The organism is Sphingomonas citri, assembly GCF_019429485.1.
GTDB classification, from domain to species: Bacteria; Pseudomonadota; Alphaproteobacteria; order Sphingomonadales; family Sphingomonadaceae; genus Sphingomonas; species Sphingomonas citri.
The window spans coordinates 200855-225234 of record NZ_JAHXZN010000001.1 but is presented as its reverse complement, the minus strand read 5'-3'; the positions used below and the strand labels follow the sequence as shown (position 1 = coordinate 225234).

Below are 24380 nucleotides of genomic sequence, written 5' to 3'. Positions count from 1 at the left end.
CCATGCTGACGGGCTCGTTCCTGCTGTTCCTGGTGCAGCCGATGATCGCGCGGCTGGCGCTGCCGCGGCTCGGCGGCGCCCCGGCGGTGTGGAACTCGGCGATGTTGGTCTACCAGGCGCTGTTGCTCGGCGGCTATGGCTACGCGCATCTGATCGGCCGGCTCGCGCCGCGGCGGCAGCGCGCGATCCACCTCGCGCTGCTGCTCGCCGCCTGTGCCTTCCTCCCGATCGGGCTGAGCGACCGGGCGCTGCCCGCCGACGCCGAGCCCGCCTTGTGGGTGCCGTACCTGTTCGCGCTCTCGATCGGGCCGCTGTTCTTCGCGGTCTCGTCGCAGGCGCCTCTGATGCAGCGCTGGTATGAGCTGGCGCGGCCGGGCACCGATCCATATCCGCTCTACGCCGCCTCCAACCTCGGTAGCTTCGCCGGGCTGATCGCTTTCCCGCTGCTGGTCGAGCCGCTGCTGCCCGTGACGCAGCAGCGCTGGCTGTGGAGCGGAGGCTATCTGCTGCTGGTGGCGCTGGTGCTGCTGTGCGCGACCCGGCTGCCGCCGCGCGCGACGACCGCCGCCGATGTCGCGCCGAGCGCGCCGCCGCCGCCGCGATCGCGCGTGCTGCTCTGGGTGGTGCTCGGCCTGGTACCCTCGGGCATGATGCTGGCGACCTCGACCTTCATCAGCACCGACCTGGTCGCGATGCCGCTGCTGTGGGTGATCCCACTCGCGCTCTACCTGCTGAGCTTCTCCATCGCCTTCGCGGCACGCCGCTGGCCGGCAGACTCGCTGACGCGCGCGGCGCCGGTGACGATCCTGCTGTTCGGCGGCATCATGATGGGCGGCTTCGCCGATCGGGCGACCGCGAGCACGCTGATGGCGCTGCTGCTGCTCTTCATGATCTCGGTCGCGCTGCACACGCGGTTGTACCGGCTGCGTCCCGAGCCGGCGCGACTGACCGGCTTCTACCTCGCCATGTCGGTCGGCGGCGCGCTGGGTGGAGTCTTCGCCGGGCTCGTGGCGCCGACCTTGTTCGACTGGACCTGGGAATATCCCATCCTGATCCTGGCAGCGGGCGCGCTGGTGCCGCAGGCGCCGCTCGCCGCCGGGCTACGCGTGCTCTGGGCGCGGCCTCGGGCCCGCTGGGTCGCCGTCGCGGCGATCGCGTTCGCGCTGGCGGTGGTGGCGGGCGTGTTCGCGCACGAGGCGGGCGGGTTGCGGACGGTGCGCCACACCGGCGCGACGTTCGCGGTGGTTGCCGCCGTCGGTCTGCTGACGCTCGGCGCGCGCGCGCCGTATCTGTTGGTGCTGGCGAGCGCCCTGCTGCTGTTCGGCGGCTTCCGCTCGCTGTCGCTGTCGCTCGAGCCGGGGGCGCGGCTGCGCAGCTATTTCGGCGTCTACACGGTGGTGGAGGAGCCGCGCCGGCGCACCCTGGTCCATGGGACGACGCTGCACGGCGTCCAGCTCACCGGCACGGCCGCGCGCGAGCGCACGCCGACGAGCTATTACACTCCCGCCACCGGGGTCGGCCGCGCGATGCGCACCGCGCCGCTGCTGTTCGGCGACAAGGCGCGGATCGGCGTGGTCGGGCTCGGGACCGGGACCCTCGCCTGCTACGCGCGGCCGGGCCAGCGCTGGCGCTTCTACGAGATCGACCCCGCCATGGCCGAGCTCAGCCGCACGCACCGCTTCACCTTCCTCGCCGATTGTGCGCCGGACGCGACGATCGAGCTGGGTGACGCGCGCGTGTCGCTGGAACGTGCCGCGACTGGCAGCCTCGACCTGCTGGCGCTCGACGCTTTCTCGTCCGACGCGGTGCCAATGCACCTGCTGACGCGCGAGGCGTTCGCGGTCTACGCTCGGGTGCTGGCCCACAATGGCGTTTTGGCGGTCCATATCTCCAACCGCTTCATCGATCTTGGACCCGTCGTCGCGGCGGCGGCGCGCGCCGGGGGATGGCACGCGTTGATCCTCAATCACGTTCCGATGGACGAGGAGGAAGAGGGTACCCCCTCGTCCTGGATCGTGCTGACGCGCGATCCATGGACGCAGGCGCTGCTGGCTGGCGACGACGGCGACTGGCACGTGCTGCGCCGGCGCCCGGGCTTCGCGCCCTGGACCGACGACTACGCGACGATCCTGCCGCTCCTGCGGTTCTGAGCGTGCGAGGCTTAACGACGACGTGGGCGGCGCGGAAAAACCGGCTTGCCTACGCGCCTCGCGCCCGGGTCAGCCGCTCGGCAGCGACGCGGCGAGCGCGTCGATGCGGCGGGTCTGGGTCGCGGCGGTGGCGCGCGCCGCGTCCAGCGCCTGCTCGAGCGCGGGATACGCCGGTTGCAGCGCCTGTGCGCGTGCAGCGGCGAGTTCCTCGAGCTGGTTGAGCGAATCGGCGTGGGCCGAGCGGAGCGAGTCGAGCTCGGCGATTTCCGTCTGCGCCTCCAGCCAACGCTCGCTGCCGGCAGCCGCGCCGCGCGCCGCCGACGCCCGGGCGGTGGCGCGCTCGGCCGCGGCGTCGAACTCGCGCGCCGCGGTAGCACGCGCCGTCAAGATCCCGGCGAGCCGCGCGTCGAGCGCCGGGTCGGCGGCGACCGGGGCGGGGGGCGGCGTCGCAGGTTCCTCGAAGCCGAGCTTCTCGACGGGCCGTGGCGCGAGCGAGGGATAGCCGCTCATGTCGGCGCTGCAACCCACCAGCGACAGCAGGGCGACGCCGATCAGCGGGACGGTGGCGAGCGGCGACGGGGCGCGCGGGGAGCGTGGCATGCGATCTGCGTAGAGGCGCGAAAAACTTACCGCAACGCTCTTGCGCCCCCGCGCGGTGGCGTCTAACAGCGCCGCTCCATTGCGCGCCCGTAGCTCAGCTGGATAGAGCATCAGACTACGAATCTGAGGGTCGGACGTTCGAATCGTTCCGGGCGCGCCAATGGATACCCGCCGCGAGGTGGGGCAGACGGCCGGCATCATGCCATGCCGCGATGCGCCCGTAGCTCAGCTGGATAGAGCATCAGACTACGAATCTGAGGGTCGGACGTTCGAATCGTTCCGGGCGCGCCATCGTTCACCGTCAGAGGGCGAGCGGGAGACTGGTCAGTGGTGATCCATCGTCCCTGCGAGCGCTACCCCAACGGCAGGCACCGCTGATCTTCTGACCGCTGTTGTCGGCTTCGGACGCATCCTTCTTCTTCGTCGCCGCCTTCTTGGCGCCCGTCCCGGTACCGCCGCCGCGTCCGGTGCCGAGGCTGCCGCGCGCGCCATCGCCGCCTTTGGCGGTCACCGCTCCTGGATTACCGCCCGCGCCTTTCTGTGCCATGCTCCGTCTCCTCGTTTCGTCACACCAAAAACGTTGACGCAAAGAGAGTAGTTGCAAGCGAATACAGCAGCTTATGTCGGCAACCTCGATCGAGCCGCAACATACAGGCGCGGTCGGATCAGGTGGCGGAGAGGGTGGGATTCGAACCCACGGTGAGCGTGAACCCACGGCGGTTTTCAAGACCGCTGCCTTAAACCACTCGGCCACCTCTCCGCAGGCGACCCGCTTAAGCGCGACGCGTGGGCGAGTGCAAGGGTTCGCTCGATTAGCGGTTCCGTGCGCCGACCCGCTGTGCCAGAACGCCCCGACCATGACAGCGGTCGCAACGCTCGCCCGCGGCATCGCCGCCACGCTCCTCCTGCTCGCCGCGCCTGCCTCCTCGGCGCAAGGCGTCGCGCCGTCCGCGGTCGACGCCGAGGCCTCGGGCTTCCAGACCTATCTGTCGCAGGTCCGCGCGCGCGCGGTCGCCGCGGGGGTGCGCTCGGCCACGGCGGACAGCGCGCTCGCCGGGCTCACCTTCAACCCGCGCGTCGTCGCGCTCGACCAGCAGCAGCCCGAGGCGCGCCCCAACGCACCGGTGCCGCTGTTCGCACCCTATCGCGCCGCGCACGTCGACACCGCCCGCATCTCGCGCGGGCGTGCCGCGTACACTGCCAACCGCGCCAAGCTGGCGCGCGTCGAGGCGGAGACCGGCGTGCCCGAGCAGATCATGGTGGCGATCTGGGGGCACGAGACCAACTACGGCTCGTACACCGGCAATTTCGACCTGCTGCGCAGCCTCGCCAGCCTCGCTTATGAGGGGCGTCGCCGCCCGCTGTTCGAGGGCGAGCTGATCGCCGCGCTCAAGATGATCGACCGCGGCGTGCCGCGCTCGCAGCTGGTCGGCAGCTGGGCGGGCGCGATGGGCAACCCGCAGTTCCTGCCCTCGGTCTACCTCCGCCTCGCGCGCGACGGCGACGGCGACGGGCGCATCGACATCTGGAACTCCTCGGCCGACACGCTCGCCTCGATCGGCAATTACTTCACGCAGGCGGGATGGCGCGCGGGTGAGCCGTGGGGCGTCGCGGTCAGCGTGCCCGCGGGCTTCTCGCGCGGCAGTGTCGCCAACCGCCTGGTGTCGCCGCGCTGCCCGCGGGTGTTCGAGCGGCACAGCGGCTGGCGCAGCATGGCGGAGTGGCGCGCGCTGGGGCTGGCACCGCTCGGTGGCCGCTGGCCCGGCGATCAGGTGCAGGCGGTGCTGATCGAGCCCGACGGGCCTGGCGCCACCGCCTTTCTATTGACGAGCAACTATCGCGTCATCCTCGACTATAATTGCTCTAACTTCTACGCTCTGTCGGTGGGCTTGCTCGCCGACGCGATCGCGCGCTAGGGCGCGAGCCTCGACGCGAACCCACGCATCTCCCTTGCCTGCCATCGAACCGGATTCCGCCCCATGACCAAGCTGCTGACCGTCCTCGCGCTGCCCGCCGCCGTCCTCGCGGTCGCCTATCCCGCCATGGCGGCGGCGCCGCAGTTCGACACGCCCGCGCCGGTCGCCTTCATGGAGGACCTGTCCTCGGGCGCGGTGCTCTACGCCAAGGACGCCGACCGCCGCATGCCGCCCGCCTCGATGGCGAAGATGATGACGGTCTACACGATCTTCCAGATGATCAAGGCGGGCGACATCAAGCTGTCGACCGAATATGAGGTGCGCCCCGAGACGTGGCAGCGCTGGCACGGCCCCGCGGCGGGCTCGACCATGTTCCTCTCGGTCGGCGAGCGCGTGTCGGTGGCGAACCTGCTGTACGGCATCGTCACGCTGTCGGGGAACGACGCCTGCGTCGTCATCGCCGAGGGTGCCTCGGGCACCGAGCAGGCGTTCACCGAGCGGATGAACGAGAACGCGCAGAAGCTCGGGCTGACCAACAGCCATTTCGGCACGTCGAACGGCTGGCCCGACGGCGGCGTCACCTATGTCACCGCGCGCGACCTCGCCAAGCTGGCGGCCGCGACGATCACCGAGTTCCCGCAGCTCTACAAGCAGTTCTACTCGCGCCGCGACTTCACCTGGGGCAAGACCATGGGCGCGGGCGCCGCGATCACCCAGGCCAACCGCGACCCGCTGCTGGGACGCGTCGCCGGCGCCGACGGGCTGAAGACCGGCCACACCGAGGAAGCCGGCTACGGCTTCACCGGCTCGGCCGAGCAGAACGGGCGCCGGCTGGTGATGGTGGTCGCGGGGCTGACCAGCTTCAACCAGCGCGCGCAGGAGTCGATCCGCTTCATGGAATGGGGCTTCCGCGCCTGGCAGGCGCGCCCGGTGGTGAAGGCGGGCAAGACCGTCGGCACCGCGGCGGTGCAGCTGGGCGACTCGAGCGAGGTCGAGCTGGTCGCGCCCAAAGCGCTGGCGGTGACAGTCCCCTCGGGCACGCGCCCGCAGCTCTCGGGCAAGATCGTCTATGACGGTCCGGTGAAGGCACCGATCAAGCAGGGCGCGCATATCGCCGATCTCGTCGTCTCCGCGCCGGGCCTGCCCGAGCAGCGCATGCCGCTGGTGGCGGCGCGCGACGTCGGCGAGGCGGGCTTCTTCGGGCGCGCCATGGCGGGCCTGCGCGGCCTGTTCTGATGTCGCGGGGGCGCTTCCTCAGCCTGGAGGGCGGGGAAGGGGCCGGCAAGTCGACCCAGGCGCGCGCGCTCGCCGCGGCGCTGCGCGAGCGCGGCGTCGAGGCGGTCGTCACGCGCGAACCCGGCGGCAGTGCGGGCGCTGAGGCGATCCGGGCGCTGCTGCTCGAGGGCGAGCCGGGGCGGTGGAGCGCGCGCGCGGAGACGTTGCTGTTCGCCGCGGCGCGCGCGGACCATGTCGAGAAGGTGATCCGCCCGGCGCTCGATGAGGGCCGCTGGGTGATCTGCGACCGCTTCGTCGACTCGACGCGCGCCTATCAGGGCGTGGCCGGCGGTATCGACGACGCCGACGTACTGGCGCTACACGCCTTCGGCAGCGAGGGATTGCTTCCGGATCGTACGTTCCTGCTGACGCTGTCGCTCGCGCTCGGCGCCGAGCGCTCGGCGCTGCGCGACCGCGGGGCGAGCGACCGTTTCGCGGCGCGCGGCTCTGACTTCCACGCCGCGGTGGCCACCGCCTTCGCGCACTTCGCCGCTGCCGAGCCCGAGCGCTTCCGCCGCATCGACGCCGCTCAGCCGCCCGAGGCGGTGACCGCCGCGATGCTCGCGGCGCTGGCGGACTGGCTGCCGTGACCGACCTGCGCGGCCATCGCGCCGCGGTCGACGCCTTCACCGCCGCGCTGCGCGGCGGCAACGTCCACCACGCCTGGCTGCTCGCCGGCCCCGAGGGCGTCGGCAAGGCCACCTTCGCGCGCGCCGCGGCGGCGCGGCTGCTCGCCGAGGCGATGACTCCTGGCGAGTTGGCCCCAGGACTGGCCGTGCCGCCCGACCATCGCACCGCGACGCTGCTCGCGGCCGGCTCGCACCCCGATTACCGCGAGCTGCGCCGGCTGCCGAAGAAGGACAAGGACGACGAGCTGGCGCGCTCGATCACGGTCGATCAGGTGCGCGCGCTCGGCCCGTTCCTCGGCACGATGCCGTCGCTCTCGCCGCGGCGCGCGATCGTGATCGATGCCGCCGACGACCTCGAGCGACCCGGCGCCTCCAATGCTTTGCTCAAGAGCCTGGAGGAGCCGCCCGCGGGAACGGTGTTCCTGCTGGTGAGCCACGCGCCCGGCCGGCTGCTCGCGACGATCCGCTCGCGCTGCCGCGTGCTGCGGTTCGAGCCTCTCGGCGACGACGATATGGCGGCGGTGCTGCGCGGCGCGCTCTCCGACGCTGAGCCGGACGAGATCGCGTCGCTCGCCGCCGCCGGCGAGGGCTCGCCCGGCCGCGCGCTCGGCTATGCCGGGCTCGACCTCGGCGCGATCGAGCAGGCGCTCGCCGGGATCGCACGCGACGGCGACCCGACGCTGACGCGCCGCGGCGCGCTCGCCAAGTCGCTCGCGCTCAAGGCGGCGCAGCCGCGTTACGAGGCCTTCCTCGATCGCGTGCCGACGCTGATCGCGCGCGCCGCCGCGACGCGCGTCGGTACCGACCTGCGCGCCGCGCTCGACGCCTATGACGAGGCGCGCTCGGTCGCCGCGGCGGCACGCGCGCTGTCGCTCGACCAGCAGGGCACCGTCTACGAGCTCGCCGGCATCGTCGCGCGGCTGGCATCGCGCGAGGGAGAGCGTTAGGAGGCGCGGCATGGGCCATCCCTTCTACATCACCACCGCGATCAGCTATCCCAACGGCCGCCCGCACATCGGCCACGCCTATGAGGCGATCGCCGCCGACGCGATCGCGCGCTTCCAGCGCCAGGCCGGGCGCGACGTCCGCTTCCAGACCGGCACCGATGAACATGGGCTCAAGATGGTGCAGACGGCGCGCGACCGCGGCGTCGAGGTGCGCGCGCTCGCAGACGAAATGTCCGGTTATTTCAAGGTGATGTGCGACAAACTTGCGATCAGCTACGATCGCTTCATCCGCACCACCGACGCGGACCATCACCGCGCCAGCCAGGCGATCTGGCAGGCGATGGCGGACACTGGCGACCTCTACCTCGACCGCTACGAGGGCTGGTATTCGGTCCGCGACGAGGCCTTCTACGACGAGAAGGAGCTGACCGAGGGGGAAGGGGGCGCCAAGCTCTCTCCGCAGGGCACGCCGGTGACCTGGACCGCGGAGGAGACGTGGTTTTTCCGCCTGTCGAAGTACCAGCAGCCGCTGCTCGACTTCTACGCGGCGAACCCCGACTTCATCCGCCCCGAGGCACGGCGCAACGAGATCCTGCGCTTCGTCGAGGGCGGGCTGTCAGACCTGTCGGTGTCGCGCACCAGCTTCGACTGGGGCGTGGCGGTGCCGGGCAGCCCCGGCCACGTCATGTACGTCTGGGTCGACGCGCTGACCAACTATCTCACCGGAGCGGGCTATCCGGACAGGGAGCTACGCTACTGGCCGGCGGACCTGCACCTGATCGGCAAGGACATCGTGCGCTTCCACGCGGTCTACTGGCCCGCCTTCCTGATGTCGGCCGGGATCGCGCTCCCGAAGACGGTGTTCGGTCATGGCTTCCTGCTCCACCGCGGCGAGAAGATGTCGAAGAGCCTCGGCAATGTGGTCGATCCGCTCGATCTCGCCGAGGCGTTCGGGGTCGACGGGTTGCGCTACTTCCTGCTGCGCGAGGTCAGCTTCGGGCAGGACGGCAGCTACTCGGCCGAGGCGATCGTGACGCGAGTCAACGCCGAACTCGCCAACGCCTTCGGCAATCTGGCGCAGCGGACGCTGTCGTTCATCGCCAAGAACCTCGGCGGCGCCTTTCCCGACGCAGGCCGCGCCGAGGCAGCGGACGCGCAGCTGATCGAGGAGGTGGTGGTCGCCTGCGCCGGGCTGCGCGCCGGTTTCACCGACCTGCTGCTCAGCCAGGGGGTCGAGGCGTGGCTGCGCGGCGTGTTCGCGTGCAACCAATATATCGACGCGCAGGCGCCCTGGTCGCTGCGCAAGACCGACCCCGAGCGGATGCACGCGGTGCTCCGAACGCTGGTGCGCGCGATACGCATGCTCGCGATCGCGATCCTGCCGGTGGTGCCCGAGGGTGCGGGCAGGGTGCTCGACCAGATCAACGCCGACGAGCGCGACCATGAAGCGATCGACGACGATGGCTGGTACCAGCGCCAAGTCGACGCCGGCGCGACGATCGCGCCCCCGACGCCGGCCTTCCCGCGGCTGGAGCTGCCCGCCGAGACGGAGCCCGCCTGATGCTCGCCGACAGCCACTGCCACCTCAACTATGAGGGCGTGTTCGAGCAGCAATCCGCAGTGCTCGAGCGCGCGCGCGCGCGCGGCGTCACCGCGATGCTCAACATCGCCACGCGCGAGCGCGAGTGGGACGCGGTGCTCGCCACCGCCGAGCGCGAGCCCGACGTCTGGGCCAGCGTCGGCATTCATCCGCACGAGGCCGACCAGCACCCGCACATCGACACGGCCAAGCTGGTCGAGCGAGCGCGCCACCCGCGCGTGGTCGGCATCGGCGAGAGCGGGCTCGACTATCACTACGATCATTCCGACCGCCAGCGGCAGCAGGCGAGCTTCCGCGCGCACATCGCCGCGGCGCGCGAGAGCGGCACGCCGATCATCGTGCACACGCGCGACGCCGAGGAGGACACCGCCGCGATCCTGCGCGACGAGATGGAGCAGGGGGCCTATGCGGGCGTGATCCACTGCTTCACGGCGAGCGACAGCTTCGCCGATCAAGCGCTTGACATCGGGATGTTTATCTCGATCTCTGGTATCGTCACCTTCCGCAACGCCGAAGCGCTGCGCGCGACTGCGGCGCGAATCCCGCGCGAGCGGCTGTTGATCGAGACCGACGCGCCGTTCCTCGCGCCGGTGCCTCATCGCGGCAAGACCGGGGAGCCCGGCTTCGTCGCCGACACCGCCGCCTTCCTGGCCCAGCTTCGCGGCGAAGATGTCGAGGAACTTCAGCGCTATACCGCCGAGAACTTCCACGCGCTCTTCAGCAAGACGCGGGCCGCGTGAGGGTACGCATCCTCGGCTCGGGCACGTCGTCGGGGGTGCCGCGGATCGGCGGCGACTGGGGCGACTGCGATCCCACCGAGCCACGCAATCGCCGGACACGCTCCTCGCTGCTGGTCGAGCATGACGGCGTGCGGGTCCTCGTCGACACCAGCCCTGACATGCGCGAGCAGCTGCTCGTCGCCGGGGTGGGCCAGGTCGACGCGGTGATCTGGACGCATCAGCACGCCGATCACGTCTTCGGCATCGACGACCTGCGCCAGGTCTACCACGCGCTCGGCCATCCCGTGCCCGGCTATGCGCGCGAGGGCTGTGCGGCGGCGCTGCGCCAGCAGTTCGCCTATGTGTTCAAAGGTGCCGGCGGCTATCCACCCACCGTGGAGCTGTCGCTGCTGCCCGATCGTCTCAGCGTCGGCGGCCTGACGATCGAGGTGGTCGACCAGCCGCACGGCTCGATCAGCTCAGCCGGGCTGCGCTTCACCGCGGCCGGCTTCTCGGTCGGCTACGCCACCGACATCAGCGGCATGACACCGCCGATGCGCGAGCTGTACCGCGGCCTCGACGTCTGGATCGTCGACGCGCTGCGCCGCCGGCCGCACCCGACCCATCCGGATCTCGCGACCGTGCTCGGCTGGGTCGAGGAACTGCGGCCGGCGAGGACGGTGCTGGTCCATATGGATCAGTCGATGGATTATGCCGGTCTGCTCGCCGAGCTGCCCAGCGGCGTCGCGCCAGGTTATGACGGCTGGGAGATCACGGCGTGAGCGAGCGTGTCGGCGCCGGGCTGATCCTGCTGCTCGTGCTGGTGCTGCCGGTGTCCGCGCTCGTCGCGCGACGCATGCCGGTACAAGCGATCTTCCGCTATGCGCTGGCCTGGGGTGGGGTCTTCATCGCATTGTTCGTGATCGTCGCCCTCTTTACATAATACATATTATCACTTTGTGGGGCTGACTCTGACGTGTAGACGCAACGTACAAATGGCACACTCCCGCTATTTAGAAAAGGCACAGCCGTTCTGCAGCGGGCCTCCGGTGCCATAACCATCCTCGGACATTGAGGATGTGTGAGCGATGACGGTGCTGACGATGAGTGCTGCCGAAGTGAGCCGGTTCGATACGCTGATGCGGCTGGACCGCGGTGAGATCCGGCCGAGGGCCGGATAGACACAGCCAGGGCCTCTAGGTCAGAGGCCTGCCATTAGCGGTCCATCGGCGGCAGGGCGGTGCCGCACCACGGGCAGAAGGCAATCTCGATAGCGCTGCAGCCGCCATCGTGAACCATTAACCCGAAGCCGCCATTCATCTCAGCGATGAACGCGTCGGGACAATCGGTTCGGTCAGCGTGAATGGTGCACGCGTGGCTTAGGTCGCTCGCGAGCCGGTCGCAGCAATATGGGGCGGTAGACATTCGTCATCTTCCGCGCTTCGCGCGCTCGCCGCAACGTCCGCTTTGTGTCAAAAGCCGCCTGTCCGCTTTCCTGCCAATACCGGACATCAAATTGTCCGGCGCCGCACGTCAGCTTTCAACCCGAAGCCGGTCAAAGCCGAGGCAAGTTGCCCATCTCACGAGCGGCATCCTAGGACGGATTTGAGGCCTACTAGCCCTGCACAAGCCGCGCGGGCGCACCGGCGTCGCCCCCGACCGGTTGTGTGACGTCCTGAATGTCAGCTTACGCGACCCGCGGAACCGAACGCCTATAGCTTCATTTGACAGGATGATGTCATATTGGAAGCGCGTTGTCGTATGTCGATTGTGAACAATGACGTGCGCGAGCTAGCGTTGGCGGTCTTCGCTGCCAATGGCCGGCTTGTCAGTGCCGGCAACGAGCTTGTCGCGCATCTCGGCCTAACCAGCGCCTGGTGGCAGGTGCTGGCGGCGCTGCGCTACTCGCCCATGCCGCTGCCTACCGCCTCGATTGCCCGTAACATGGGCCTGACGCGGCAAGCGGTGCAGCGCATTGTCGATGTGCTCGCGGCGCGAGGGCTGGTCGAGTTCCAGAGCAACCCTCACCACCAGCGCGCCAAGCTAGTCGTTCTCACGCCCGCCGGCCTGGAAGCAGTCGTCGAGGCGGAAAACGTAGTTGCGCCGCTCGACCAGGCCATCGCGGACCAGATCGGGAGCGAGCGCCTGCAAGCCGCGAACGCCACGCTGAACGAGATGATCGCCGTCATCACCGAGAGGCTCGATCGTGTCGAAGGCGCATCGGCCTCTGTCTCCCACACCGATGAGGAAACCCTGTCATGATCTTGGTTCTAGGCGCCACCGGCGGCATCGGCGGCGAGGTCTGCCGGCAGCTCAAGCAAGCAGGCGCGCCGTTCCGCGCGATGGCCCGCAAGCAGGAGCAGATCGATCGCTTGCGCCAGGATGGCGTGGACGCGGCGCTCGGCGACCTCGACCGACCCGAGACGTTGACGGCCGCGATGACCGGCATCGACACGCTGTTCCTCGTCACCGCGCCTGAGCCGCCCCAGGTCGCGCGGGAGACGGCGGCGATCGACGCGGCCAGGCGGGCAGGCGTCGGTCGGATCGTGAAGATCTCCGCGTCGGACTGTAACGTGCGGTCGAAAATTCCCTGGGCCAGAGCCCATGCGCTGATCGATCATCACCTGCGCGCTTCCGGCGTCGACTGGACCATCCTGATGCCGACAGCGTTTATGCAGAACTTCCTGTGGTTCACCAAACCGGTGGCCAAGGGCTATCTGCCACTCGGTGCCGGCAAGGGGTCGGTGTCCTGGATCGACTCGCGCGACATCGCGCGGGTCGCCGCAACCGTGCTGACGCAAGACGGGCACAGCCGCGCGACCTATTTCCTGACCGGGCCACAGACCTTCGACATGAAGGACGCTGCCGCGCAACTGTCGAAGGTGACGGAGCGCAACGTGCGCTACCTCGATCTGCCTGTGCCGGTGTTCCGCACGGTCCTGCGGCTGGCTGGCAACTCGCGTTGGATGGCCAATGGGCTCATCGCGCAATTCAGCGACATGGTGGCAGGCCACCACGACATTGATCCGACCGGCGAAGTCGAACGCCTGACCGGCGAGCCCCCGAAGGACTTCGCGAGCTTCCTGCGCGATCATCGCGACGCATTCGCCAGAGCCGCCTGACCCGCCTGCTTTCCGTCCGGAACGGAACGATGTGCGGCTGAAGCTCTCGACCTATGATCGCGACGCAGCAATCGTCGGCTCGGGTGATCGAAAGTTCAAACGTCTGCTGCTGGCGACGCGAACGTCCGCTTTCCTGCCAATCTCAGACGTTTGAGGTGTGTCCGGCCGGCGCAGCGGGTGAATGGCCGAGATTGGCAGGTTAGCGGAAGGACCGCTTTGGCAGGAATGCAGAATGTCTGCTTACGGGAACGCCGAGGCCATAGCTGACACCGCGCGGCACCGCCTTCTCTGGAAAGCGATGGCGTTTAGGGGTGACAGTCAATCTGCGTTCGAAGCGGCCATATTCACGTTCGCGTCCGGCTTTGCTAATGGCCGACGAGGATGTGCCAGAGGGCCTGTCCGCTCTTGGACGCCCTGATGATCCGTACCCAGCCTGTCAGCTTCTTCGACCGCATCGTGGCCTGGTCGCTCGAACTTCAGCTGTCCCGAGCCGCACAATATGTTCTGACCGCGATCATGATCCTGGCTGTGGGGTTGGGCCGCGTGGCGTTCGTACCCGACACGCTGCCATGGCTGCTCTTCATACCGGCGACGATCGCCATCGCCTTGGTCCTGGGCAAGAAATCGGGGCTTCTCGCGGTCGGCTTGTCGACGGCGACCGGCATCGCGTCGCTCGGCACCGTCGATCAACCGACCTGGCTGCCCGGACAGCAATGGGTGGCCGCGTCGCTTTTCCTGATCGTCATGGTCGGTCTGGTCATGCTGACCGCCGAGTTGCGGGCATCGCTGCGCCGCGCGCGGCGCCTGAACCAGGACCTGATCGAAAGCGAGCGGCAGGCGGTAGAGCGACAGGCGTTCCTGTCCGGCGTGCTGGCCAGCTCGACGGATTGCATCAAGGTGCTCGACCTCGATGGCAAGCTGACCTTCATGAGCGAGGGCGGGCAGCAGGTCATGGAGATCAGCGACTTCAACGAGGTCGCCGGCTGCCCCTGGCCGGACTTCTGGCAGGAAGCGGGCAACGCGGAGGCTCGTGCCGCGATTGCCGCCGCACGGCAGGGCGAGGCGCGCAGCTTCATCAGCAAGGCCGATACCTATCGCGGCACGCCGAAATGGTGGCACGTCGCCGTCAGCCCGATTGCCGGACCGGATGGGCGCCCCGATCGGATCCTGTCCGTCTCGCGCGACATCACCAACCTGCGCGCGAGCGAGGAAGAGCGCGACCGATTTGTGCGGCTGGCCGAGAATAGCACCGACTTCATCGGTATGGCCCGGACGGACGGCAGCGTGTTCTACCTGAACGACGCGGCCAGGCGGCTTGTCGGCTTGGATGACGATCAAAGCGCGCCGCTTGTCATCGCCGACTTTTTCGCGCCGGAGCAGGCCGAGATGGTCGCTCGCGAGGTGTTGCCCGCGGTGGAGCGAGACGGCCAGTGGGTGGGGGAAGTGGACTTTCGCCATTTCCGCACCGGCGCACCGATCCCCGTCCTCTATTCGGTGTTCCCCGTTACCGATGCGACCGGCGCCCTGATCGGATACGGCACCGTCACCCGCGACTTCCGCGAACGGCGACGTGCCGACGATGATATGCGCCTGCTGAACGGGGAGTTGGCACATCGCCTCAAGAACGTGCTCGCGGTCGTTCAGTCGATCATCGCCCAGACGTTGCGCGGCATTCCCGAAGCGGAAACGGCCAGCCAGAACCTTTCTGCGCGGCTGGTGGCTCTTGGCGCCGCGACGGATGTGCTGACGGGTGAATGGCCGAGATTGGCAGGAAACCTGAAGGGCGGCTTTCGGGCGCTCCGGGAGCGATAGCTGCCATTGATCCCGCCGGCCCGAGCGACAGCTACCGACCAAAAGGCAGTCATCCGCGGAACGTCTCCCATCTCGGAAGCGGACATTTTTGAACCGGCCTTCTGACACCTGCAAGGCTTTGAAATACCGTGCGAGCGCGAAGGTGTCACAACTGGACGGTTGTGACACTCCGCTTTTCGCAGACGATGGCCGTGCTGGAAGGCCATCGCTTACGAATACCAGTTCTCAGGTAGTCGAGCCGATCGTCATCGCGCCGTGCTTCCGCTTGGCTTCCGGCTCGACGTGAATCGAGATAACACTGTCCGGGTGCTCAACCCTCAGTGCCGCCTCGATTCTATCGCAGATGGCATGCGACGCATCGACGGTCATCGATCCGGGCACAATCAAGTGGAAGTCGATGAACGTCATACGGCCGGCATGCCGGGAGCGAAGATCGTGCGCCTCCAGCGCTCCGTCCATGTGCGCATTGATCGTCGCCTCGACGGCCGCAAGGTCCTCGGGCGGCAACGCGGTATCCATCAGTCCCCCGACGCTTTCCGTGATGAGGTGCCAGCCTGCCCACAGGATGTTGAGCGCCACCAGTGCAGCAAGGATGGGGTCGAGGATCTCCCACCCGGTCAGCGCGACCAGCAATACGCCGACTATCACGCCCCCCGAGGTGTAGACATCGGTGAGCAGGTGCTTGCCGTCCGCCACCAGTGCCGGCGAACGGCGTTGCCGGCCGGCGCGGATTAGCAGCCAGCTCCATAGGCCGTTCAGCGCCGAAGCGCCGGCACTCACGGCAAGGCCCAGCGCAGGGGCTTGCAACGGATGCGGATCGCGAAACGCGCCATAGGCTTCCCGCAGGATCGCGAGCGAGGCGACAAGGATCAGCACGCCTTCCAGAACAGCGGAGAAATATTCCGCCTTGGAATGCCCATAGGGATGATCGGCATCGGCCGGCCGCAGGCTGATCCGGATCGCGAAAAATGCCGCCACAGCCGTGACGACGTTGATGATGCTCTCGATCGCATCCGAGTAGAGCGCGACGCTGCCTGTCAGGGCATAGGCGAGGTATTTCAGGCCGAGAACGACCAGGCTGACGAGGATGCTCCCCGCCGCCAGTTTCAGGATGTTCGTCGGCTTCGTCGCTGCCTCGCCCGTCACCGGCGGTTGCCTGAGCTGATGGCTGGCACGCGGTTGGTAATGCGGTTTCCGGTTTGCGTCCCTGCCACGTTGTACCCCTCCATCACGCCGCGCCGGACAGATGCTGGAACAGGATTGATCCGCCGATGGCAACGAGAACGAACCCACCAAGGATGCCAGCATAGCGACCGAGATAGGGACCGACATGCTTGCCCAAAATCATGCCGCCCGTCGCGACTACCGTCGTGATCCCGCCGATGACCGCACATGCGATCCAAAGGTTCACGTCCATGAGCGCAAGGGAGACCCCGACGGCCGCAGCATCGATGCTGGTAGCGATGGCGGTCGCGGCCAGACGCCAGAAACCCGGACTGGAAGGCTCGCAAGCCTCGTCCGCATCGTTTTTCTGAAAGGCTTCGCGGATCATATAGGCACCGACCGCGAGCAAAAGCCCGAACGCCACCCAATGGTCGTAGCTGGCGATCCAGTCGTTCAGCAAATAGCCGAGCAGGTAGCCGATCGCCGGCGTCAGTGCCTCGAAGAAGCCGAAAACGATGCCGACGCGCATCGCGTCCGACCAACGGCTCCGCTGCTCCGTCGCGCCTTTGCCGAGCGACGCCGCGAAGGCGTCAACGGACAGGCTGGCGCCAAGGGCGCCAAGCGTCAAAATACCAGTCATGCAACATCACTCACGGGCCTGACAAACAACGACGAGCCTACCTCCGGCCACTTAGAGGCGACACGTCGTTGGTCTTGCCGGGCAAGCCCAATGGCTTGCTGTCCACGCCACGACGGCAATCCGAAGATGCCGGCGATTATGTTGACGAGGACCCCGCACAGCGGGTGGCTACTCCCCAAGGAACGACGCAGCACCTAGCGGGATAGGGCAATCCGATCAATCCCATCCGATTGCGCTTGGCAAAAAATAGACATAGGGGGTACTCCTATGTCACACGTTACCGGGACCAATGCCGATCTCGTCGCGCGCGTTCGCCGCATCGCAGGTCAAGTGAATGCCGTGGAGCGCGAACTGACGGCTGACGCGTCATGCACGAAGGTGCTGCACCTCGTCGCAGCCGTTCGTGGTGCGGTGAACGGCCTGATGGACGAGATCATCGCCGAACACCTGGAAGCGCACGTCGCGCGGCCCGGGCTGAGCGACGAGGAACGCGCCGAGGGTGCCGAAGAACTGCTGGCGGTGATCCGCCGCTACGCAAAGTAGGTCCGCTGATGGCTATTCTGTCCGAACTCGACGTTCACACCCATGAGCATGTCTACCTTGGCGCAGCGCACGACGAGAATGCGCGGCGCACGCGCTGGGTCGTCGTGCTCACGGCCGTGATGATGATCGGCGAAATCATCGCTGGCTATGTGACGGGCTCGATGGCGCTGCTTGCGGACGGCTTTCACATGGCGACCCACGCTGGTGCGCTGAGCGTCGCGGCGGCTGCCTATTCCTACGCGAAGCGCCACGCCCGCAACCCGGCCTACAGCTTCGGCACTGGCAAGGTGGGCGATCTTGCCGGATTTGCTTCGGCGATGGTTCTGGGCCTGATATCGCTTGCGATCGGCGTCGAGTCCGTTGTCCGGCTTTTCCAGCCGATCACCGTCGCGTTCGGTGAAGCCATCTGGATCGCGGTGATCGGCCTGCTGGTGAACATCGCCTCCGCTTTCCTGCTTTCCGGCGGGCACGGGCACGACCATGGGCACCACCACGGGCACGATCATGGGCATGGGCATCACCACGGCCATGGTCATGGCCATGGCGGCGACAACAATCTGCGCTCGGCCTACATCCACGTCCTGGCCGATGCCCTGACCTCGTTGCTTGCCATCGCCGCCCTTGTCGCAGGGCGATATCTGGGCTGGGTCTGGATGGACCCGATCATGGGGATCGTCGGCGCGATCGTCATCGCGCGTTGGTCATGGACGCTGATGCGGGACACATCGGCCATCCTGCTCGACCGGACTGACAATCATGTCGCTGACGAAATCCGCGAGTTGGTCGAGACACCTGGCGATGCACGGATCACCGATCTCCACGTCTGGCGCGTCGGACCGGAAGCTCATGCCGCCATCGTCAGCGTTATCGGTGAGGACAATATGACCCGGGACCTGATCGAACGCCGGCTTGCCCCGGTGCACGAACTCGCCCACCTGACCATCGAGCGTCGATGAACCATGAAATCGCCGTGCGTCGAGCTATGCGGCTTCGATGGTCGTAGTGGCTGGTGCCAGGGGTGCGGTCGCTCGCGTGAGGAAGTGCGGCGCTGGCGCAACTTGCGACCTGGTGAAGCGCGCCGGGTGCTGGATGATTTGCCTCGCCGACTTACGAAACTGGCGCAGACGGACGCGCCGGCTCGGGCGAGCAAATCATGATCTATCTGGCCATCAAGGCAGCGATCTCCGGGGTGCTCATCGCCGTCGCCTCGGAGCTGGCGAAACGCTATCCCGGTTTCGGGGCGCTGATCGCGTCACTTCCCCTTGTGTCGGTGCTGAGCATGATCTGGCTGTGGAACGCGAAGCCGGACGCGGAGAACATGGCTGCGCACTCTGCGGCGACGTTCTGGTACGTCCTGCCATCGCTACCGATGTTTCTCGTCATTCCCGTTCTGCTCCGGCAGGGCCTGTCTTTCTGGCTGGCGCTGGGATTGGCGTGCCTGCTGACGATCCTACTCTATTCCACGATGACATTCGTCGGACCTAGGTTCGGCCTCAGGCTGTGACGATAATTGACAGGTGCAACGTTTCCGGCTGCCCGCTTTAGCCATCGGCGCCCGCGGAGCACAATGAGGTGTCACAACCGAACGGTTGTGACACCGCAAACAGAAGGTTTTCCGACCTGTCTGGCTGCCCTTTGCGCAACCGGTTCTCACCGGCGTGACCGAGCCCGCTGCTGGAGCAGCGGGTCCAAGGGCGCAACACTCGAGAGGTGACCGCCTCAGCGGAGGCAGCGCTGCGCTGCTTGGGGAGCTCCACGCTGCCCCCGCTGCCACGAGGTGTCGTTTCTATCTGGCGGAGAATGTGCCTTTTCTAAATGGCGGCAACAGGGGCTGACTCTGGCGCGTCGGATGTCGGCAACCTTTCCTAACGGATATTAGCGTCGCCCCGCGCGCTATCGGCTGCGCAACCATCATGAGGGCTGACATGGACGCCGCCTCGGTCTTCACCACGCTCGACCTCGAGCTCAAGCCCGATCCCGCTCGCACCGTGATCCGGCCGTTCAGCTTCGACTATCCGGAGGCGTTTTCCGCGGGCAAGCCGAGCCGCGCCGGCGCGGTAGCGGCGCGGCTGATGGCGCTGGACGAACCGATGCGCCAACGCATGCTGCGGCTGCTGCACGAGGCGATGCGGCCGCGCCACCGGCGCGTCGACCAGGTCTTCCTTCGCCGCTTCGACGAGGTGCGCGAGGCGATCGGGATCGAGGTCACGGCGGAGTGCGATCGGCTGCTCGTCGGCGCCTATTTCAGCCAGGAATATGCTTTCGAGAGCGCGGCGCTCTTCAACCCCTCGATCGTCGCGGTTCCCGACCAGGATCCGAACGACGACCGCCTCTCCTTCCTGCTCTCGCTGCGCGGCGTCGGCGAGGGGCATATCTCCTCGGTGACCTTCCGCTCGGGCAGCTGGGACGGCGGCACCCAGCTCACCGTCGACCCGCCGAGCGCTCAGGGCGTGCCGCCGCGCATCGAGCGCGACGACGACGCGGGCTGGGTCCGACTGCGATCCGACGACAGCGAGGACATCTCGGAGACGGTCATCTTCCCGATCCTGCCGAGCCAGCGCAACGGCGTCGAGGACCTTCGGCTGGTTCGCTTCACTGACCATGACGGTACGCAGAGCGTCATCGGCACCTACACCGCGTTCGACGGCCGCGTCGCCCGCGCCGAGCTGCTGCGCGGCATCGACGTGCGCACCTATGAGATGCGCCCGCTCACCGGCGCGATGGCGGGCTACAAGGGTATGGCCTTATTCCCGCGGCGGATCGGCGACGACTTCGTGATGCTCGGCCGCCAGGACAATGAGAATATTTGGCTGCTCCGCTCCCTCGACCTGCATCATTGGGAGCGCGGCGATATCATCATGCGACCGAAATATCCGTGGGAGTTCGTCCAGATCGGCAATTGCGGCTCGCCGATCGAGATCGACGAGGGCTGGCTGGTGTTCACGCACGGCGTCGGGCTCGTGCGCGGCTATTGCGTCGGTGCCTGCCTGCTCGACCGTGACGATCCTAGGAAGGTGCTGGCGCGCACCCCTTCCCCGCTGCTTTTCCCCAGCGCCGAGCAGCGTGGCGGTTATGTGCCGAACGTGACCTATAGCTGCGGCGCGCTGCTGCATCGCCGCCGCATCCTGTTGCCCTACGCGATCGGCGACGAACATACCGCGTTCGCCACCGGCAGCGTCGATGATCTGCTGAGCGTGATGCGCTGAGAACATTGCCCCTGCCTCATCGCTATGCTTCACTAGGGTTTGTTTCCTGGGGGAAAAGCGATGCGGGTGGGCGACGGAAGCACGCTGTTCGGCGGCCTCCTCTTCATATTCGCGAGTGTTAGTGGAGCGGCGGTGCAGGCGCGCCAGACGAAGACCGCGGACGCGCCGGAGCGCGCCGCCGACGCGCGCGACAAGATGATTTGCAAGCGGTTCGTTCGGACCGGCTCGCTGGTCGCCGGTTATCGCACGTGCAAGACAAAGTGGGAGTGGGAGCGCGAGCGCGAGAATCTGCGGCAGCAGTCCATAAGTGACTCATGTCGTGACCGCGCCAACGGGGGTGCCTTGTGCAGCTGAGACGATCCGGCCTCGCGCTCCTCCTCGCGTCGCTGATCGCCGTGCCGGCGGCATCGCAGGATCCGGCACCTGAGCGGCCGCCGCATTATGACCGGATCCCGCTGTGGCCGAACGGCGCGCCGGGCGTCAGGCGCCGCCGCGCCGAGGCCGAGGTCGCGCGCGACTATTGGGTCCGCAACATCCATGACCCGTCGCTGATCCCCTTCCCCGCCCCCGCCGCCAAGCGCAACGGCGCCGCGATCGTGATCCTGCCAGGCGGGGGTCACAAGCTGCTGGTCTGGACCAACGAGGGCACCAAGGTGGCGACCGCGCTCAACCGCGCCGGCATCACCTCCTTCGTGCTGAAGTACCGGCTCGCGAACGAGCCCGGCTCAACCTACACGGTCGAGCGCGACGCCGCCGACGACGCCCGCCGCGCGATCCGCTGGGTGCGCGCGCACGCCGCCGAATACGGCATCGACCCTGCGCGGGTCGGCGCGATGGGCTTTTCCGCGGGCGGCGAGCTCGTCACCCAGGTCGCCGACCATCCCGAGCCGATCGGGCGACCGCGCACCGACGCGATCGACTCGCTCTCCGCCCGACCCGACTTCCAGGTGCTCGTCTTTCCTGGTCCGCGCGGCGTGCCGGCGCCGGCGATCGCGACCGCGCCGCCGGCCTTCCTCGTCGCCGGCAGCCGCGACGACTGCTGCGCCGCGCCCACCGTCACCCTGTACGAGCAACTGCGCCGCGCCGGCGTCTCGGCCGAGCTGCACATGTATGCCGACAGCGGCCACGCCTTCAATCTCGACGAGTCCGAGCGACTCTCGATCCTGCACTGGCCCGATCGGCTGTACGACTGGCTCGCCGACGGCGGCTGGCTCTCGCCGCGACCGGTCAAGCACTGAGCGACGTTGCGTCGCATCGCGCTGCCGCTACGCTGGGCGCCAAAGGGGAAATCACATGCGCTACCTGCTCGCCGCGACCGCGCTGTCGCTCGTCGCCACGCCCGCGCTCGCCGCACCGGATTATGCCGCGGCGATCGGCGCCGACTATGACAAGACACTCGGCGCGATGTGGGACGACTTCCATCGCAACCCCGAGCTCTCGTTCAAGGAGGTGCGCACCGCGGCCAAGATGGCGGCGGCGCTGCGCGCGGTCGCGGGGATGCAGGTGACCGACAAGGTCGGCGGCACCGGCGTGGTCGGCGTGCTGCGCAACGGCACGGGGCCGGTCGTGCTGGTCCGCGCCGACATGGACGGGCTGCCGGTCGAGGAGAAGTCGGGGCTGCCGAACGCGAGCAAGGCGCGCCAGGTCGGCGTCGACGGTGTCGAGGCGCCGGTGATGCACGCCTGCGGGCACGACACGCATATCGTCGGCCTGCTCGCCACCGCGCGCCGGCTCGCCGCGCTCAAAGACCGCTGGGCGGGCACAGTCGTCTTCATCGTCCAGCCCGCCGAGGAGCGTGTCGGCGGCGCCGCGGCGATGCTGCGCGACGGGCTCTACACGCGCTTCCCCAAGCCGCAGTACGCGCTAGCCTATCACTCCAACTCGGAAGGGCTGGCCGGCACCGTCTCGGCGTCCGAGGACATCCAGTACAGCTCGTCCGACAGCGTCGACATCACCGTTCCCGGGATCGGCGCGCACGGCGCGAGCCCACACACCGGCAAGGACCCGGTCTATATGGCGAGCCAGCTCGTCATTGCCTTGCAGGGGCTGATCAGCCGCGAGCGCCAGCCGCTCCGCCCCGGCGTGATCACCGTCGGCAGCTTCCACGCCGGGCTCAAGCACAACATCATCTCGGACGAGGCCAAGCTGCAGGTTACCGTCCGAGCCAACGACGAGGCGACGCGCAAGCAGCTGCTCGTCGGTATCGAGCGGGTCGCACGCGGGATCGGCGAGCTCAACGGCATGCCCGCAGACAAAATGCCGGTGGTCAAGGTGATCGAGGGCACGCCGACCACGATCAACGACGCCGCACTGGCGCGCCGGCTCAACGGCGTGATGGCGACGACGCTGGGTGCGGAGAAGGTGATCCCGTTCCAGCAGAAGGGCATGGGCGCGGAGGATTTCGCTGCCTTCGTCCAGCCCGAGCTCGGCGTGAAGGGCTATTATTTCGCGGTCGGCGGCACCCAGCAGGCGGCGTTCGACGCCGCGGCCAACGGCGGGCCGCCGGTGCCGTCGCATCACTCGCCCTTGTTCAAGGTCGACCCGCGCGCGGTGGTGACCACTGGCGCCACCGCGATGACCGCGGCGGTGCTCGAGCTGCTCAAGCCGGGCCAGCCGAGCCCGGGCTGAGTGGGTCGCGGGCTCCTGCGCCGCGGGAGCTCGATATCAGGACCGACGTGGAGAGGATAATGCGGTTTTTCTTGGCAGCGCTCGTCTTGATGGCTGGGCTGGTGCCGGTCGCGGCGATGGCACAGGCGACGATGAACCATGTCGCGATCAACGTCACCGATCAGGCGCGCAGCGTTGCTTATTACAAGGAGGCGTTCGGACTGAGCGAGATCCCCGCGGCGCTCGACGCCGCGCCGGGCGGTCCGCGCTGGCTGCGGCTGGGCAACGGCGTCGAGCTGCATATCCAGGCGATCAAGGTGCCGTTCACCCCGCCCCCACGCATCATCCACTTCGCGCTGACGGTGAGGGACCTCGATCCCGTGATCGCCTACCTAAAGAAGACCGGCCGAACCTGGACCGACTATGCCGGCAAGGTGGGCGAGATCAAGCGCACGCGCACCGACGGTGTCCGCCAGATCTTCACCCAGGACCCGGACGGCTATTGGATCGAGGTCAACGACGCCGCCGACCGCCCGCCGCGCTGACGCTGGCCGCGCGCGTCGTCGGCTGCTAGCGCGGCGGCATGAGCGAGCAGCGAACGAGCGCCGAGATCGATCGGCTGGCGGCGATCATGGCGCGTCTGCGCGGCCCGGGCGGCTGCGAGTGGGACCGGGCGCAGACCTTCGCGTCGATAGCGCCCTACACGATCGAGGAGGCCTATGAGGTCGCCGACGCGATCGAGCGCGGTGCGATCGACGAGCTGCGCGACGAACTCGGCGACTTGCTGCTGCAAGTTGTCTTTCACAGCCGCATCGCGGAGGAGGAAGGCGCCTTCGCCCTGTCCGATGTCGCCGCCGCGATCAGCGACAAGATGGAGCGCCGCCACCCGCATATCTTCGGCGACCTGGCCGAGGGCGGCCACCACCTCTGGGAGGAGGTCAAGGCGGCCGAGCGCGCCGACAAGGGCGCGGCCGGGGCACTCGACGGCGTCGCGGTGGCGCTGCCCGCGCTGGTTCGCGCGGAGAAGTTGCAGAAGCGGGCGGCGCGCACCGGCTTCGACTGGCCCGACGCGAGCGGATCGCGTGCCAAGGTCGACGAGGAACTGATCGAGGTAGAGGAGGCGCGCGATCAGGCCGAGCGCGTCGAGGAGATCGGCGACCTGCTGTTCGCGGTGGTGAATTGGGCGCGGCACCTCGGGGTCGATCCGGAGCAGGCGCTGCGCGCGGCCAACGCCAAGTTCGAGCGCCGCTTCCGCGCGATCGAGGCGGCTGGCGGCGCCGGCTTCGCGGCGCTGCCGCTGGAGGAGAAAGAGGCGCTATGGCAGCGGGTGAAGGCGGGGTAAGAGGCCGACAACGCTTCGAGACGAGGCTTCGGCAGGCTCAGCCTCTCCTCAGCGCTAACGGAGGCACTCGCTCGTTTCACGACGCGCCGTTCGTGCTGAGGAGGCACT

General features: G+C 68.1%; 27 protein-coding genes and 3 tRNA genes. 24 read left to right on the top strand and 6 right to left on the bottom strand.

Annotated elements, in window-relative coordinates:
- Positions 1 to 2 precede the first annotated feature (2 nt).
- A complete protein-coding gene (locus KZ820_RS01140) occupies positions 3 to 2150 on the top strand; it encodes a spermidine synthase (protein ID WP_219748034.1) in 2148 nt (715 codons plus the stop codon).
- Positions 2151 to 2219: 69 nt separating this feature from the next.
- Here KZ820_RS01140 and KZ820_RS01135 read toward each other — a convergent pair whose 3' ends face one another.
- The gene (locus KZ820_RS01135; RefSeq protein ID WP_219746892.1) at positions 2220 to 2750 is read right to left on the bottom strand and encodes a hypothetical protein; all 531 of its coding nucleotides are present in this window, start codon (positions 2748 to 2750) and stop codon (positions 2220 to 2222) included.
- 83 nt (positions 2751 to 2833) lie between these two features.
- Here KZ820_RS01135 and KZ820_RS01130 point away from each other — a divergent pair.
- Together KZ820_RS01130 and KZ820_RS01125 are read left to right on the top strand one after the other, a co-directional pair.
- Positions 2834 to 2910: transfer RNA gene (locus tag KZ820_RS01130), tRNA-Arg, on the top strand.
- Positions 2911 to 2964: 54 nt separating this feature from the next.
- Positions 2965 to 3041 (top strand) — tRNA-Arg (locus tag KZ820_RS01125).
- Positions 3042 to 3051: 10 nt separating this feature from the next.
- Here the strand turns inward: KZ820_RS01125 and KZ820_RS01120 are convergent.
- Together KZ820_RS01120 and KZ820_RS01115 are read right to left on the bottom strand one after the other, a co-directional pair.
- Positions 3052 to 3297: a hypothetical protein gene (locus KZ820_RS01120; RefSeq protein WP_219746891.1), complete on the bottom strand. Its 246-nt coding sequence runs from the start codon at positions 3295 to 3297 to the stop codon at positions 3052 to 3054.
- A gap of 123 nt (positions 3298 to 3420) precedes the next feature.
- Positions 3421 to 3510, bottom strand: a tRNA-Ser gene (locus KZ820_RS01115).
- A 97-nt stretch (positions 3511 to 3607) separates the two neighbouring features.
- Here KZ820_RS01115 and KZ820_RS01110 point away from each other — a divergent pair.
- The 8 genes from KZ820_RS01110 to KZ820_RS01075 all read left to right on the top strand — a co-directional run bounded on the left by KZ820_RS01110 (position 3608) and on the right by KZ820_RS01075 (position 10779).
- Positions 3608 to 4666, top strand: coding sequence for a lytic murein transglycosylase (locus KZ820_RS01110; protein WP_219746890.1), 1059 nt, complete (start codon positions 3608 to 3610; stop codon positions 4664 to 4666).
- 63 nt (positions 4667 to 4729) lie between these two features.
- Positions 4730 to 5902, top strand: coding sequence for a D-alanyl-D-alanine carboxypeptidase family protein (locus KZ820_RS01105; protein WP_219746889.1), 1173 nt, complete (start codon positions 4730 to 4732; stop codon positions 5900 to 5902).
- Entirely contained in the window at positions 5902 to 6531 is a 630-nt protein-coding gene (tmk, locus tag KZ820_RS01100) for a dTMP kinase (protein WP_219746888.1), read from the top strand. The genes KZ820_RS01105 and tmk overlap by 1 nt, the downstream gene beginning before the upstream one ends.
- Positions 6528 to 7517, top strand: a complete 990-nt coding sequence (locus tag KZ820_RS01095; RefSeq protein ID WP_219746887.1) for a DNA polymerase III delta subunit-related protein — start codon at positions 6528 to 6530, stop codon at positions 7515 to 7517. The genes tmk and KZ820_RS01095 overlap by 4 nt, the downstream gene beginning before the upstream one ends.
- A 10-nt stretch (positions 7518 to 7527) precedes the next feature.
- Entirely contained in the window at positions 7528 to 9078 is a 1551-nt protein-coding gene (gene metG, locus KZ820_RS01090; protein ID WP_219746886.1) for a methionine--tRNA ligase, read from the top strand.
- Positions 9078 to 9857: a TatD family hydrolase gene (locus KZ820_RS01085; RefSeq protein ID WP_219746885.1), complete on the top strand. Its 780-nt coding sequence runs from the start codon at positions 9078 to 9080 to the stop codon at positions 9855 to 9857. Before metG ends, KZ820_RS01085 begins: the two co-directional genes overlap by 1 nt.
- On the top strand, positions 9854 to 10618 hold the full coding sequence (locus tag KZ820_RS01080) for an MBL fold metallo-hydrolase (protein WP_219746884.1): 765 nt from the start codon (positions 9854 to 9856) through the stop codon (positions 10616 to 10618). The genes KZ820_RS01085 and KZ820_RS01080 overlap by 4 nt, the downstream gene beginning before the upstream one ends.
- Positions 10615 to 10779 carry a hypothetical protein gene (locus tag KZ820_RS01075; protein ID WP_219746883.1) on the top strand — a complete coding sequence of 55 codons (165 nt, stop codon included), beginning with the start codon at positions 10615 to 10617 and terminating at the stop codon, positions 10777 to 10779. Before KZ820_RS01080 ends, KZ820_RS01075 begins: the two co-directional genes overlap by 4 nt.
- A gap of 272 nt (positions 10780 to 11051) precedes the next feature.
- On the opposite strand, the gene KZ820_RS22280 is transcribed toward KZ820_RS01075, so the two are convergent.
- The gene (locus tag KZ820_RS22280; protein ID WP_373368989.1) at positions 11052 to 11261 is read right to left on the bottom strand and encodes a DUF6980 family protein; all 210 of its coding nucleotides are present in this window, start codon (positions 11259 to 11261) and stop codon (positions 11052 to 11054) included.
- A gap of 336 nt (positions 11262 to 11597) precedes the next feature.
- Here KZ820_RS22280 and KZ820_RS01070 point away from each other — a divergent pair, with 336 nt between their 5' ends.
- The 3 genes from KZ820_RS01070 to KZ820_RS01060 all read left to right on the top strand — a co-directional run bounded on the left by KZ820_RS01070 (position 11598) and on the right by KZ820_RS01060 (position 14770).
- Positions 11598 to 12098 (top strand): MarR family winged helix-turn-helix transcriptional regulator, encoded by a 501-nt coding sequence (locus KZ820_RS01070; protein ID WP_219746882.1) that lies wholly within the window; start codon positions 11598 to 11600, stop codon positions 12096 to 12098.
- The gene (locus KZ820_RS01065) at positions 12095 to 12958 is read left to right on the top strand and encodes an SDR family oxidoreductase (protein ID WP_132911493.1); all 864 of its coding nucleotides are present in this window, start codon (positions 12095 to 12097) and stop codon (positions 12956 to 12958) included. The genes KZ820_RS01070 and KZ820_RS01065 overlap by 4 nt, the downstream gene beginning before the upstream one ends.
- 417 nt (positions 12959 to 13375) lie before the next feature.
- A complete protein-coding gene (locus KZ820_RS01060) occupies positions 13376 to 14770 on the top strand; it encodes a PAS domain-containing protein (RefSeq protein WP_258047667.1) in 1395 nt (464 codons plus the stop codon).
- A 225-nt stretch (positions 14771 to 14995) separates the two neighbouring features.
- Here the strand turns inward: KZ820_RS01060 and KZ820_RS01055 are convergent, their stop codons facing one another.
- Together KZ820_RS01055 and KZ820_RS01050 are read right to left on the bottom strand one after the other, a co-directional pair.
- Positions 14996 to 15916, bottom strand: a complete 921-nt coding sequence (locus tag KZ820_RS01055; protein ID WP_308462085.1) for a cation diffusion facilitator family transporter — start codon at positions 15914 to 15916, stop codon at positions 14996 to 14998.
- Positions 15917 to 15998: 82 nt separating this feature from the next.
- Positions 15999 to 16574 (bottom strand): manganese efflux pump MntP, encoded by a 576-nt coding sequence (locus KZ820_RS01050; RefSeq protein WP_219746880.1) that lies wholly within the window; start codon positions 16572 to 16574, stop codon positions 15999 to 16001.
- Between the two features lie 267 nt (positions 16575 to 16841).
- On the opposite strand from KZ820_RS01050, the gene KZ820_RS01045 reads away from it, so the two are divergent.
- From KZ820_RS01045 to mazG, 10 genes are all read left to right on the top strand, one after another.
- Positions 16842 to 17117: a metal/formaldehyde-sensitive transcriptional repressor gene (locus KZ820_RS01045; RefSeq protein WP_219746879.1), complete on the top strand. Its 276-nt coding sequence runs from the start codon at positions 16842 to 16844 to the stop codon at positions 17115 to 17117.
- Positions 17118 to 17125: 8 nt separating this feature from the next.
- Complete coding sequence (dmeF, locus tag KZ820_RS01040) at positions 17126 to 18073, top strand: CDF family Co(II)/Ni(II) efflux transporter DmeF (protein WP_219746878.1); 948 nt, start codon at positions 17126 to 17128, stop codon at positions 18071 to 18073.
- Between the two features lie 3 nt (positions 18074 to 18076).
- Complete coding sequence (locus KZ820_RS01035) at positions 18077 to 18274, top strand: DUF1289 domain-containing protein (protein WP_219746877.1); 198 nt, start codon at positions 18077 to 18079, stop codon at positions 18272 to 18274.
- Positions 18271 to 18621 (top strand): DUF3147 family protein, encoded by a 351-nt coding sequence (locus KZ820_RS01030; protein WP_219746876.1) that lies wholly within the window; start codon positions 18271 to 18273, stop codon positions 18619 to 18621. The genes KZ820_RS01035 and KZ820_RS01030 overlap by 4 nt, the downstream gene beginning before the upstream one ends.
- A gap of 421 nt (positions 18622 to 19042) precedes the next feature.
- Positions 19043 to 20323 (top strand): glycoside hydrolase family 130 protein, encoded by a 1281-nt coding sequence (locus KZ820_RS01025; RefSeq protein ID WP_219746875.1) that lies wholly within the window; start codon positions 19043 to 19045, stop codon positions 20321 to 20323.
- A 66-nt stretch (positions 20324 to 20389) separates the two neighbouring features.
- Positions 20390 to 20677: a hypothetical protein gene (locus KZ820_RS01020; protein WP_219746874.1), complete on the top strand. Its 288-nt coding sequence runs from the start codon at positions 20390 to 20392 to the stop codon at positions 20675 to 20677.
- Entirely contained in the window at positions 20668 to 21561 is an 894-nt protein-coding gene (locus KZ820_RS01015) for an alpha/beta hydrolase (protein WP_219746873.1), read from the top strand. The genes KZ820_RS01020 and KZ820_RS01015 overlap by 10 nt, the downstream gene beginning before the upstream one ends.
- 55 nt (positions 21562 to 21616) lie before the next feature.
- Positions 21617 to 22951, top strand: coding sequence for an amidohydrolase (locus tag KZ820_RS01010; RefSeq protein ID WP_219746872.1), 1335 nt, complete (start codon positions 21617 to 21619; stop codon positions 22949 to 22951).
- Positions 22952 to 23022: 71 nt separating this feature from the next.
- Positions 23023 to 23475, top strand: coding sequence for a VOC family protein (locus tag KZ820_RS01005; RefSeq protein ID WP_219746871.1), 453 nt, complete (start codon positions 23023 to 23025; stop codon positions 23473 to 23475).
- Between the two features lie 38 nt (positions 23476 to 23513).
- Entirely contained in the window at positions 23514 to 24272 is a 759-nt protein-coding gene (mazG, locus tag KZ820_RS01000; protein WP_219746870.1) for a nucleoside triphosphate pyrophosphohydrolase, read from the top strand.
- The last annotated feature ends 108 nt before the right edge of the window (positions 24273 to 24380 follow it).

Bases quoted from the DNA above. Each gene is read 5' to 3' on its own strand.
- KZ820_RS01140 (WP_219748034.1), top strand. From the start codon at position 3: ATGCTGACGGGCTCGTTCCTGCTGTTCCTGGTGCAGCCGATGATCGCG.
- KZ820_RS01135 (WP_219746892.1), bottom strand. From the start codon at position 2,750: ATGCCACGCTCCCCGCGCGCCCCGTCGCCGCTCGCCACCGTCCCGCTG.
- KZ820_RS01120 (WP_219746891.1), bottom strand. From the start codon at position 3,297: ATGGCACAGAAAGGCGCGGGCGGTAATCCAGGAGCGGTGACCGCCAAA.
- KZ820_RS01110 (WP_219746890.1), top strand. From the start codon at position 3,608: ATGACAGCGGTCGCAACGCTCGCCCGCGGCATCGCCGCCACGCTCCTC.
- KZ820_RS01105 (WP_219746889.1), top strand. From the start codon at position 4,730: ATGACCAAGCTGCTGACCGTCCTCGCGCTGCCCGCCGCCGTCCTCGCG.
- tmk (WP_219746888.1), top strand. From the start codon at position 5,902: ATGTCGCGGGGGCGCTTCCTCAGCCTGGAGGGCGGGGAAGGGGCCGGC.
- metG (WP_219746886.1), top strand. From the start codon at position 7,528: ATGGGCCATCCCTTCTACATCACCACCGCGATCAGCTATCCCAACGGC.
- KZ820_RS01085 (WP_219746885.1), top strand. From the start codon at position 9,078: ATGCTCGCCGACAGCCACTGCCACCTCAACTATGAGGGCGTGTTCGAG.
- KZ820_RS22280 (WP_373368989.1), bottom strand. From the start codon at position 11,261: ATGTCTACCGCCCCATATTGCTGCGACCGGCTCGCGAGCGACCTAAGC.
- KZ820_RS01070 (WP_219746882.1), top strand. From the start codon at position 11,598: ATGTCGATTGTGAACAATGACGTGCGCGAGCTAGCGTTGGCGGTCTTC.
- KZ820_RS01065 (WP_132911493.1), top strand. From the start codon at position 12,095: ATGATCTTGGTTCTAGGCGCCACCGGCGGCATCGGCGGCGAGGTCTGC.
- KZ820_RS01060 (WP_258047667.1), top strand. From the start codon at position 13,376: ATGATCCGTACCCAGCCTGTCAGCTTCTTCGACCGCATCGTGGCCTGG.
- KZ820_RS01050 (WP_219746880.1), bottom strand. From the start codon at position 16,574: ATGACTGGTATTTTGACGCTTGGCGCCCTTGGCGCCAGCCTGTCCGTT.
- KZ820_RS01045 (WP_219746879.1), top strand. From the start codon at position 16,842: ATGTCACACGTTACCGGGACCAATGCCGATCTCGTCGCGCGCGTTCGC.
- dmeF (WP_219746878.1), top strand. From the start codon at position 17,126: ATGGCTATTCTGTCCGAACTCGACGTTCACACCCATGAGCATGTCTAC.
- KZ820_RS01035 (WP_219746877.1), top strand. From the start codon at position 18,077: ATGAAATCGCCGTGCGTCGAGCTATGCGGCTTCGATGGTCGTAGTGGC.
- KZ820_RS01030 (WP_219746876.1), top strand. From the start codon at position 18,271: ATGATCTATCTGGCCATCAAGGCAGCGATCTCCGGGGTGCTCATCGCC.
- KZ820_RS01025 (WP_219746875.1), top strand. From the start codon at position 19,043: ATGGACGCCGCCTCGGTCTTCACCACGCTCGACCTCGAGCTCAAGCCC.
- KZ820_RS01010 (WP_219746872.1), top strand. From the start codon at position 21,617: ATGCGCTACCTGCTCGCCGCGACCGCGCTGTCGCTCGTCGCCACGCCC.
- mazG (WP_219746870.1), top strand. From the start codon at position 23,514: ATGAGCGAGCAGCGAACGAGCGCCGAGATCGATCGGCTGGCGGCGATC.